This is a genomic window from Blautia sp. MSK20_18, assembly GCF_020553125.1.
Lineage (GTDB): Bacteria > Bacillota > Clostridia > Lachnospirales > Lachnospiraceae > Blautia_A > Blautia_A fusiformis.
The window spans coordinates 1-11590 of the sequence record NZ_JAJCGR010000038.1 but is presented as its reverse complement, the minus strand read 5'-3'; the positions used below and the strand labels follow the sequence as shown (position 1 = coordinate 11590).

General features: G+C 37.8%; 8 protein-coding genes and 1 pseudogene. All 9 read right to left on the bottom strand.

The window, feature by feature from the left end; translation table 11 throughout:
* Positions 1 to 5: 5 nt before the first annotated feature.
* Positions 6 to 1835 (bottom strand): leucine-rich repeat domain-containing protein, encoded by a 1830-nt coding sequence (locus LI091_RS15535; RefSeq protein ID WP_173734433.1) that lies wholly within the window; start codon positions 1833 to 1835, stop codon positions 6 to 8.
* 118 nt (positions 1836 to 1953) lie between these two features.
* Positions 1954 to 3033 (bottom strand): leucine-rich repeat domain-containing protein, encoded by a 1080-nt coding sequence (locus tag LI091_RS15530; protein ID WP_173734432.1) that lies wholly within the window; start codon positions 3031 to 3033, stop codon positions 1954 to 1956.
* Positions 3034 to 3682: 649 nt separating this feature from the next.
* Positions 3683 to 4351, bottom strand: coding sequence for a deoxyribose-phosphate aldolase (gene deoC, locus LI091_RS15525; RefSeq protein WP_173734431.1), 669 nt, complete (start codon positions 4349 to 4351; stop codon positions 3683 to 3685).
* 116 nt (positions 4352 to 4467) lie between these two features.
* Positions 4468 to 5208, bottom strand: a complete 741-nt coding sequence (locus LI091_RS15520; RefSeq protein ID WP_173734430.1) for a hypothetical protein — start codon at positions 5206 to 5208, stop codon at positions 4468 to 4470.
* Entirely contained in the window at positions 5205 to 5942 is a 738-nt protein-coding gene (locus LI091_RS15515; RefSeq protein ID WP_173734429.1) for a DNA-methyltransferase, read from the bottom strand. The genes LI091_RS15520 and LI091_RS15515 overlap by 4 nt, the downstream gene beginning before the upstream one ends.
* Before the next feature lie 301 nt (positions 5943 to 6243).
* Positions 6244 to 6750 (bottom strand): HAD domain-containing protein, encoded by a 507-nt coding sequence (locus tag LI091_RS15510; protein WP_173734428.1) that lies wholly within the window; start codon positions 6748 to 6750, stop codon positions 6244 to 6246.
* A 158-nt stretch (positions 6751 to 6908) separates the two neighbouring features.
* Entirely contained in the window at positions 6909 to 8603 is a 1695-nt protein-coding gene (locus LI091_RS15505) for an HsdM family class I SAM-dependent methyltransferase (RefSeq protein ID WP_173734427.1), read from the bottom strand.
* A gap of 135 nt (positions 8604 to 8738) precedes the next feature.
* Positions 8739 to 10472 carry a leucine-rich repeat domain-containing protein gene (locus LI091_RS15500; RefSeq protein ID WP_265191332.1) on the bottom strand — a complete coding sequence of 578 codons (1734 nt, stop codon included), beginning with the start codon at positions 10470 to 10472 and terminating at the stop codon, positions 8739 to 8741.
* A 207-nt stretch (positions 10473 to 10679) separates the two neighbouring features.
* Positions 10680 to 11528: pseudogene (locus tag LI091_RS15495) on the bottom strand (leucine-rich repeat domain-containing protein); the annotation flags it as partial.
* Positions 11529 to 11590: the final 62 nt, after the last annotated feature.

Sequence of the window (11590 nt, the reverse complement as noted above, 5' to 3'; positions counted from 1 at the left end):
ACAAATCAGCATGATAAATCATCAAGTTTAAGTTTTTCAGACTCATTCAGTAAATAAGCCTTCGCTAATACCATACTATTCGGCAGTATTTGCAGGATTTCAGTAAGCGCTTCAACGTCATCTACCAAATGCATACGGAATAGGTCAACCAATGCAGATTCTTCGTCAATATTGATGAATTCTCTCACGCAATCAACAATATTTTTACGCAGATATTTCTCGGCAGTTATACTCTTCAAGTCCCTGCATTCCGCCAACGCGATTTGAAATCTTATCCTTGTGTCAATCGCATACGGGAACATATTCTCAGGAAAATCATTCCTGGCTTCAATGAAATTGCTTAACTCATTACTTGTGTCTATCAGAATATGTGAAGGAAAGTATACTGTCCGCTTTGGCGTATGTACTTTTACATACGGCTGAGCCAGTGAATCAGCCTTGTGTAATGTATCAAAATCACAGGCGAATGTGATTGTTTCAGAGACGGAGCTGCAAAAATAAGATGGAATATTAGATGATTCCAAATACACGTCAGAGGCATGAAGCGGGCCAATATCCTGAAGTTCTTTAACCGACGCAGGGAACCGCAGTTCTTTCAGCTTCGTGTCCATAAGGGCGTCGTGCTGTATGACTTTAACATGTTTCCCCAAATGGATATTCTCCAGTCCGGAGCTGCAGAACGCATACGGGCCAATCGTCCTGACACTGTCAGGGATTACTATCTCACGCAGTGAAATATTGGAGTCAAAGCATGAATCCGGAATTTCTGTAAGCGAATTGCTAAGCTTAACTTTTTGAAGCTTCCGGCAGTTAAAGAACACTGCTTTTTCAAGGCTTTTGACCGAATCAGGCATCTCTATCTCTTCAACCTTAGAGTCAAAAAATGCATTTTTCTCAATTTCTTTTGTTCCTTCTTTGATTTTTACAGCTCCATGTCTATTTTTCGGACATGCGAGCAGCGTTTTTCCGGCTTTGTCATACAAAACGCCATCATAAGTCATATATCTCTCACTTTTGTCTGTAATCTGAATATTTTGCAGATTGCTGCAATTTTTAATATAAATGCAAAAATCTTCTTTATCTTCATTTACCTCACAATCAATAACGAGATTTTTTGGCGCCGCATACGCATATAAAACACGCTTGAAAAACAGACTGCTGTTTTTGACGATTATTTTGTCATAACTTTTGCACAGTTTACGAAGAAATGTTACGTCATGTCTGTTATTCAGAAAATATGTTGCAATTTCAGGAATTACCAGTTCCTTCACATCCTCGTCAACACCAATAATCATACTTCCAGCCATATATGCACCGCCAAATGGCTTTAATTCCATGAACGCTGAACCCCAAAAAGCAAACTGGCAGCCGCCTTTTACACAGTCTTCATTAATGATTTTGGTTGAACTGCAGCCATCAAACGCATAGTCGTCAATAAACTCAACAGATTTCAGATTTATGACCTCATCTGGTTTTTTGCAGAACGTATTAAGCAGCCAGATATCAGTATGTTTTCCGTTCTTATTCGGGAATATATTGTAGTCTACCCTTATCAGCATGTCTGAATTGAGAAAATGCCTGTTGTAAGATATGATATTTCTCACATTCGGGAACATTTTATTCGGGATTGATATGCAATCTACTTCTTCCCCAATAACAAGTGTTGTTACACTCGGGAATGATTTTTCTGCTACTTTTCCGATTGAAACATCGTCAAATCCCTCAAATTCCACTACCTCAACGCCGTCATCAACATCCATATCAAACACTGATACACTTCCCGGAATACATTTGCACATAAACCTGCAGCCATTGTCTTTAAATTCTTTTATCATTTTTTTGCTCCTTTCTTTTTGCTTTTTTACAAAATTAATATGCAGTATCTTCCACGCAGAAAAAACGCCCCGCAAAATAATTGCGGGGTGTCGTCTCAGAGCCTGAGGCTTTAGAAGCTTACAATTTCATTGAAGGTTTTTTATCGTTTTTTTTCATTTCTTCCATCAGATACGCTGCAATATCGTTGCTTCCATTATTGACAGCATTTTCATACAGACTCTTTGCCGCTGCCGGGGTAAGCAGTCCAAGACCGATAAACTTGGCAGCCTCAGCATTACGATTTGTTGCTATCAAGCGCGATGCGATGCTTTTGCTCATACGTTTTATATATTTTTTTAAGTCTTCGCACGGCTCTTTACCCGACTCCAAAAGATACATATATGTTGCATATGCAGTATCAGCAGAAGTATCCCCTGAATTACAGTATTTATACATCGTCTGCATCTTTTCCGGCATCCCGGAATTTAATGCACATTCGCAATCCGCAGCATTGGTTGTCTCTATGTATTTCGGTAAAAAATAAATACCATCATCTGTCACAAGTTCTACCACCATCGGCCAGTTTCTGTGAGTATATTCTGAATGTGTAGCCCAGCTTATCGGGCTTACGGCACGCGTAAGATTATGCGGCAATTCACCATGTATCGTTACTTTTCTGGCATACTGCAGTGCCTCATCTCCTACAACCCGCAACGATTTTGGAAGTACAAAGTTATTTAGGTTTTTGCATACATAAAACGCTGACTGCTCAATTACCTGCAGGCCTTCGTTGAATACAATATTTTTCAGCTTAGAACAATCCGCGAAGGCCAGGCTTTCAATGACCCGTAAGCTGTCAGGAAGAACAATTTCTTCAAGCCCTCTGCATGAAGCAAACGCGTTCTTTCCAATGCATTCCAGCCCATTCCCGAACTGAATATCAGTAAGCTTAGTACAGTGCGAAAATGCATCGTTTCCAATCTTCTTTAACGAATTTGGTAACTTAACAGATTTTATATCGCTGTACTGAAACTTATTTTTAGATACAAATGCAGCCGGCCCGATAATTTCAATCCCTTCAGGGATGACCAGGTTCTCCGTGCTTTCTTCAATGTCAGGATTCAACCCAATAAGCTTTTTACTGTTCTTTTCAACCATGAAAATATCATCAACAATCTCCAACTCTGCTTCTTTTGCTTTATTTACTCTTTTTACCATTTCTTCTATTCCTTTCTTTTTGTTTTTTAATACATCGTTAATATGCGTGATTTGCCGACGAAACAAAAAGAAGCCGACCCCGCAAAAAGGTGGCTTCTTTCAATACAGAACAAACTTTTGTGTTGCAAAAGTCGTCATATTTTGCTATCTTATTTCCAGGGAGGGCACTTAGAACACGTTCTTTCGTGTAGTTTTTCTTTGCCAGAAAATCTAATACCGCAAAAAAATGTATACCAGTATTGCAGTACAGTTTGGTAGGCATATCCTTCTTGTATGGTCACTTACATACAGGACCCCAAACGTCCTGTATGCATAGACTGTGCAAGGAGGGCGAAAATATGTCAGCTGAATTATACTTAAAATATTTACAGTTTTTGTTTGATATTGTGGTATTTCTTTACATTGTCAGCAAAGCTCGTTAAATAGCAATACGTTCTTTGTTGCCCTCCTCATATTCGATAACTCGCCAGCAAAGCTGGGCTCGTTATCAGTGCAAAGTTAATATGCAGGATTTTTCAAAAATGATAACACCTTTTTGAATTTTTTTATTTTTTTTGCATCGCTTTTGTAGCGTTGCTATTTTTTTATCTATTTTGCCGGCAACGCAACAAAAAGAAGAGGCTTCTGCCTCTTCCGTATGCCGGTGTTTTTAGTTTTCTTTCGCTTTCAGGGCTCTGACCAGACGACTTGTCCCGAGCCTGTCCGCTCCAAGATTAATCATCAGTTCTGCATCCAGAAAATCCTTAACACCGCCTGCTGCCTTGATTTTGACATTTGGGCCGACGTGATTTTTCATCAGGACGATATCTTCCGGTGTCGCTCCGGCTGTAGAAAATCCGGTGGATGTCTTAATATACTCCGCACCTGCAGCGGTGACAATCTTGCACATTGTAATCTTCTCTTCTTCTGTCAGGAGACATGTCTCAATAATGACCTTAAGCACTTTTCCATCGCATGCTTCATGAATTGCACGGATTTCTTTTTTAATATCGTCATATTTTTTATCTTTTAACATTCCAATATTGATGACCATATCTATCTCAGACGCACCGTTTTTAATTGCATCTTTGGTTTCATACACTTTAACAGCAGTCGTATTGTACCCGTTCGGAAAACCAATAACAGTACATACTGGAAGGCTGCTGCCCTTTTTCTTCAGATACTCTGCTGCCTGTTTAACATACGCAGGAGGAATGCAGGCAGATGCAGTATCATATTTAACTGCATCATCCAGGACAGTTTTGATATCTCCCCATGTTGCAGTCTGAGAAAGTAAGGTGTGGTCTACTTTTTTTAGAATTTCTTTTGTGTTTGGCATATTTTTTGTTCCTTTCTTTTCTTTTCGGATTTGTTTTTTTTGTGTCGTGTTTAGTATGCAATATTTTGAGAAAGGTGGAAAAGAGGAGGCAGCGCAAAGCGCTGCCTCTATGTAGCTTAAGCTGTCTTAACAAAACCTTTTGAAACTTCATGATTGAATTTCTCAATATCGTACCAGAAACAGCCAGTACAGACTTTTGTATCTTCGTCTCCACAAATCCAGCCTACCTGATACCCCATCGTTCTGGCATCAAATCGCTTGCCGCGTCGTTTACAGACGGTGCAATGCTGTCTTTTAGCATCGTTTGCCGGCTTGCAAAGCGGCTGGAAATCCTGTAATTTTTGTGTCTTAACGTCTGTATTGCTTAGCTCGTCATATTTTCCATTTTTGTGGTCAACCTCAATATTGACTCCAACATCCAGTAGAGCACACTTCCGTTTTGACATTTCTTTTCTGATGTCCTGACGAATACTACGACATTTGCTAACAGAATTTCTGTTTGTTCCATCAAGCTTAACAGAGTACACTTTGCCATTTTTGTGCTCTCTTTTGATTTTGTATCTTTTTCCAAGATAGCTTGCGTCCGAACGCGCCCACTGGCAGCCATTAGTACTTCTGAAATTCGGATGTACTTTTTCCAACTCTTCTACTGTAATTGCTCTGGAAAAACATGTAGTGGCATCTTCTGCATCATACCTAATGCCTGCGTATATTTCGAAAAGCATGCCAAGCGTTGAAGGGGTTAGAGAAGCTGCCTGACATTCTTTTTTCTTGACAAATGCTAATATTCTTTTGTTAGAAGTTTTTGGTAATTTAATCATGTCCTGGATTTTCTTATTAATCTCTTTATCTGTCATTGCGCTTCTCCCTTCTTGACATCTATATCCATTTTCTCAAGTCGTTTGATTGACTTGTCATAGTATTCTTTTGATAATTCGCATCCAACAAAATTTCTGCCTGCATTACTTGCTGCAACTGCTGTTGTCCCAGAACCGGAAAAACAATCGACAATCACATCTCCTTCTTCTGAATGCTTCTTTATTAAGTCTTCTATTAATGCGAGTGGTTTTTGTGTCGGATGGAATCTTCCTTTGTCGTGACAAATCGGATATTTATAAATCCCGTTGTCGTATTCTGAATGGAATGTTGGGCATCCGCCTTTAACTCCAAGAACCGCAATCTCTCTTGCGTTTGTAAGATAATTTGTCTTACTGTTAAGAGGTACAGGATTTGTTTTTAGCCATTCAATCAGTCTTAGTTGCTTGAATTTTGCATTTTCGAAATATTCTTTTAACGTAGTCAGCTTCCAGAGGTCGTAAAAACAAATTAAAGTACCGCCTTTTCTTAATACCCGATATGATTCAGCAATTACTTTATCCAATCCGGTAAATCCGTTATCCCAATCACCAAAATCCATTGAGACTCTGAAACGGTCCGTGTTATCTCCTTTAAGCTCCCCCGATTGAAAATTTGTATCTCTTGACACTTCGTATGGGGGGTCAATCAAAAATAAATCGACAGAGTTGTTTGGAAGATTTTTTAGAAAATCAAAGCAGCTTTGATTGCTTAATTCAATACTCGTATTACTCATCAGAAGTCACCTCCAATCCAAACGGAGGCAAGACTCCAATATTTACATATAGTCATATATTTCTATCTCTCCTTCTTTGCATTTTTATTTACCAAGAGTTGTATTCCTGTTGCGTGAATGAACATTTCTTGCTTCTGGCCTATCTATGTGTGAATTTTTCAAAACCGATAAAATTTTGCGAGTTTTCTTACGCGCATAGATAAAATGCAAAATCAGAGAAAAAGCAGAATACACCATTATTTCCCCAATACAAAAAAAGAGGCTTCCGCCTCTTTTCAAAAAAATGCTTAAAAATATTTTTTCAATCGCCTTTCAGCATCCTCTTCGCCTTTTCCACATGTTCTTCCAGCAGCCCGCCTTTCGTTTCATCATTAACATAGAACTCAGTTCTGACCAAATGACCGCCAAGCCCGAAACTTTTGTAATGTTTTTCATCAAAGTCATCATCCAGCGATACAAAATTCTTAACCATACTTCCGTTTTCTTTCAACCAGGCCGCAATCTCTTCCGGCCGGTTAGACATAATCACCGGTGTTACATCCACAATTTCCATTCCATATTTTCCAAGACAGTCTTTCAGATATCTATACATAGAATGCGGTTCTTTTGTCTCGCTGCCGCAAAGTTCTCTCCAGGATGACGACAGAACAATCCGGCAATCGCATTCTTTACATATCTCTGCCAGGCGCTCCACTGCCCGCATATCTATCTCTTCTCCGGTGTCCTTTCCTTTTAGATACGCCATATTGTTTAGGACACCGTCCACGTCTAGAAAGATTATGTTTGTCGGGGAAAGTATTTTTGCCATTTTTTTTCTCCTTTCTTTTTGTATTTATACATACAATATGCCGGATTTCTGCCAGCAGAGAAAATTTTGCGGGCAGCCGGCGAACGGAAAGTCAAAAAAATGCACCTCGTGTTTTTAGTTTTTCAAAACACGAGGTGCGGCTTTTTTATCTATTTTTTTTATGTAATAGGAAAATTTGGAAATGTACTAAGCTGTGTCCCAAACTGTTTAACCATCTTTGTTGAAATCCCAACATATCCGCCAGCCATATCTTTACCGACCATAGAACAATATTTTGCAAAGTCAGGTGATTGAAAAATTTTATATACATCTTTTAATGCATATTCGTATAACATTTCATCAAAAATGTACTTATCAACCTCTTTATTTCCGTCCGGCTTAGTTTTTGGTGAAATTACAATATCGATATCTATTGTTGTATACATGCCAGAATAGACGATAACATCTTCATCCAATATATGTGGTACAATTTTGGGGAGGCCTTTATCAATTACATGTTTAAAAACAACTTTTTTGAAACAACTATTTTGTATTCCCTGGCTTCTGCCAAATAAGAACCAATCGGCATTCTTATCCATATCACGAGTGGTCAACTCATCCCGTAGTGAACTTAAATACGCATATGCTTTTGGAAAAGATTTTTTTAACTTATCTTCTGTTAGCGGTTTATATCCACTTGTTATTTCCACCCCATCTCTATTAAAAAAGCGTGGCGATAAAATTTTTTCATAAGGGAAAATAATATGTGTATTGTCCATGTTACCATTATATTTAGAGGCTTTAATACATCTATGTAAAATAGTTGATTCAATTTCTTTAATGTTTCCTGACTTATCTTTGAAATATACTATTTTCTTCTTGTCAGTATGTTTTCCACAATATTCTTCCGTTAATTCCTTGTTGCAATATGTATGTATTACATATACAGCATCTCTGTTTGTTGCAATTCCGTTTTGCACTATTGCCATATTTGATATTTTTATCGGAAGATTTCTGTTCTTTTCCAGAAATTTGATGTCTTCATCAGAACTGAGATTCCATGGATTATCATGTAACTGATTTGCGAAATATTCAAATGAAAATTTATTTTCAACAACCACTTTGTACATTGAATATTCTTTATAATCCACTGAAAAATCAGTTCTATTCTTATTTTTGTTGAGTATACAGATGCAAGTATAAGTATCAGCATCTTGAAAAATCTTCGATGTTTTAAAATCATATATTGCAGAAATATACTTGTTATCAATCAAATAATTTCGGAATTTTTTTTGAGAGCTGTTTTTCATAAATGAATTTGGTGAAATATATCCAAGCTTTCCTTTATCGTTCAATAGATTAATTCCAATTTCGTAAAATACTATATATAAGTCTATCATTCCGTCTACAAATTGGAATTGTTTAATCACATCTCTGTACTCATCTGGAATGTTATGGACTCTTACAAATGGAGGATTTCCCACAACATAATCATATTTTCCAATGTGTTTTTTGCACTCAATTAATGTATCTCCACATGTCAAATTTTTCTCCCATTGTATTTCTGGTATCTCATATACAGCAAGAAGGCTGTTGAGTCTTTCTAATGCTTTTTGATACAAAATTTTATCTTTTTCAATTCCAAAAACATTAACCTGCATAATATCTGTTATCTGTTGTTTTGACAATCCAATTTTAGTACCTTCAGAAATAATTCGCTGTACTATATTAATCAGAAACGCACCATCTCCGAACGATGGTTCCATTATTTTTCTTGTAAGCACATGATTTTCGGTATAACCAATATTATTCAATATCATTGAAACAATGCCATCTGGTGTCATGTACTGTCCTTCCTTTTTCTTATCCGTCATACTTACTCCTTCTGTGTCCAATTTTTTTACAAAAAATTTTCTACAGTTAATATGACGAATGGGTCCAAAAACGTAATTTTTTTATATTTTTTTCTCCACAAAAAACGCCCGAAGTTCTCCTTCGGGCATAAAATCTTACAATCTGAATGTATTCTTGCTTCCGCTTCCAATAATATCCAGGGCATACGCCTTTGACATCTTCATACTATCAGCTTCAGCAATAATGTCATACACATCCTGCATCTCTTTCTTTCCATAAATACCTGTTTTAAGGAATCTCGCAAGAGCCTCATCCATTCCTTCTTCTATCAAATCCTGGACAAGTTTTTTTCTGTTTCTTTTTAAGTATCTTTTTGTTGCCTCGTCGTGAGAATTCTGCCATTCCAGAAAAGCCATCGGCAATTTCTGCTTGATGTCTTTACAGTATCGGAAAAGATTTGCCGGAATGTAAGCTCCAATCCTGTTCATGGTATCATTGATTTCCTGGATACTTTTTTCAGATATGTTTGATGGAACAAGTATCGTTCTTTCCGGTGTCTGGATGCAGTAGATTTCATTTTTTAATGCCTCACAAGACGAATAACTGTATCCATTTGGTTTATATCTCGTCTCCGGAATCATAGCAAGCAGCAGGTTTTGGGGTATATTTTCGGTCTGAAGAGTTACTACTCTTACATGTGCCAGTTCCTCTCGTCTATAATCACTGAATTTAGTAACCGTTGATGGAAGCTCTACTCGCCTGACCATGGATTGATAGGATGTTAATGCGCAAGAAGAGCTGAGATATATTTCTGAAACGCCTTCACCGAATTTAATCGCAGTGGTCATTCCTTCCAGTTCGCAATAGCAGTTTGAGTCCTCTACACTTCCTGGGATTTCCAGTTCTTTAAGCTTATTCATCCCGCAGAGGCTGCGGTATCCAAGTTTTTTAATACTGTCAGGTAGTTTTAAAGAGCTGATGCTCCTGCATCCAATAAACGCACACTCGCCAATCTCCTTAACAGAATCAGGAATCTCTACGCTTTCCAAAGATGTGTCTTTGTAAAATGCATATTTGCAGATTTTTTCAACAGAATCTGGAATTACAACCTTTCTTAAGCCATTATCTAATTGATTACATTTAACCAGATGTTTCATATCGGCTGTGTAAATAATCCCGTTAATATCAACATAATGTTTGTTTGTCGGACTAACTTTAATGCAGCATTCTTTCAGGTTTGCGAATTCGTTTTCATCAATATCATCTTCAGCATTGAAAATCAGTGTGTTGCTGTAAATCCACAAATATGACCTGCATCTAAAAAATACGCTGTTTTTACATCGTACATCAATTACATCGTTGCTTCGGAAGAATACATTTTTAGCAATCAGTGTTGTGTCTGCAGGAATTACACAGGTGTTAAACCCAGGTTTTGTGTTTACATCAGTAATTATCGTTCCCACCATACTTACATTATATTCCTCAGGAAGTTCTCTTGTCGGAATATTTGACCTTGAAAACGCTGCCTTATCCACGCGTCTTACATCTTCTGTATTAATTACAGTTCCTGCACTGCATCGAGTCAACGCATTTTCGTCAATAGCGGCAATGCCTTTCAAGTCCAGCACCTCATCTTCTCTCAGACAGAAAGAATTAAGAAGTATCAGTCTGTCACTACTTACGGTATAATAATTCCTCTTCTCAACAAGCATTGTTCCGGATACGTATCTCTCGTTGTCAGACTTCACTTCCCTGACATTTGGAAATACCTTATTTGGAATGTTTATTAACTTGATAGACTCACCAATATAGATTCTCTTAATATTGTCCAGCTGTCCAGCTGATTTAAGCTTGATTTCTACTTTATCAAATCCCTCATCAAAGCACACTTCCTCAGCATTCTCATCATCACAGATGATGTCAATACAGGTATTACTTGAAACGTCCACATAATATCTGACACCGTTTTTAACAGTAACCTTGCATTCTAGATTTTTTTTCATTTTTTCTTTCCCTTTCTTTTTGTTTATTTATATGCTAATATGCGAAAATTGCCGACAAAACGAAAAAGACCGCTGCAGTTTGCAGCAGTCTCCTTAAATCACAAATTTCTGTTTCGTCTGTCCACCCTCATTCAGCTTCATCAGAATATACGCCGACACATCAGGGTATTCAGCAATCTCTGGCAGAATTTCCTTTAACGTTCTTTTCGACATCAGGCTATTTCGGACCATCTGAACCGCCTCTTTATTTCTGCCTTCTGCCAACAGTCTTTTGAAAATCACCCGGGAATGTTTTTTTAAGTATTTTTTTGCATTTTCATTTTGAGTTTTTGTAAAAATCTGGCGTGCTGTTTCCTGTCGCTCAACTGCTGAATAGGCGAAAATATATGTCGGCGGCGCTTCATATTTTTCGTTTTCAATAAAGTTCTTGATAATATCTTTCATCTCTATCGGTGACTTTGGATGTTTCGGAATTATCAGTTCGCGGCCGTATGTCTCTATAGTTACTGTCCCAATCGCAATGCCGGAGTATATACATGACTGTGTTATTGCAAATTCCAGGTCGGGGATGTATTTCTTAACATGGACTTTTCTGACATTTGAAAATACATTTTCTCTGATTTCTGTTACCGACTCCGGGATTGTTACTTCTTCCAGCGACGGATTATTGAAGAATGCGTTGCTTTCTATCACCTCAAGACCGTCAGGAAGAAGTAATTCCTGGATATTATTATTCTGGAATGCCGCCATTCCAATTGCCTTAATCTGTGGCGGTAAAACCAGTTTCTGGATATTGCAGTTTGCAAAGATGCCTTCAGCAGAATAAGAACCGAGCGTTTTAATTCCTTTCCCGAAATCAATCTCGCTTAAATTGCGGCATCCTCTGAATGCGGAGCGCTCTATTGTAACAAGGGAATCCGGAAGTTTTACGGCATAAATCTTACATTTGGTGAACTACTCGGCAATTAAATTACCGAGCATCTGATGTGCGGAGCCTGGGCCCC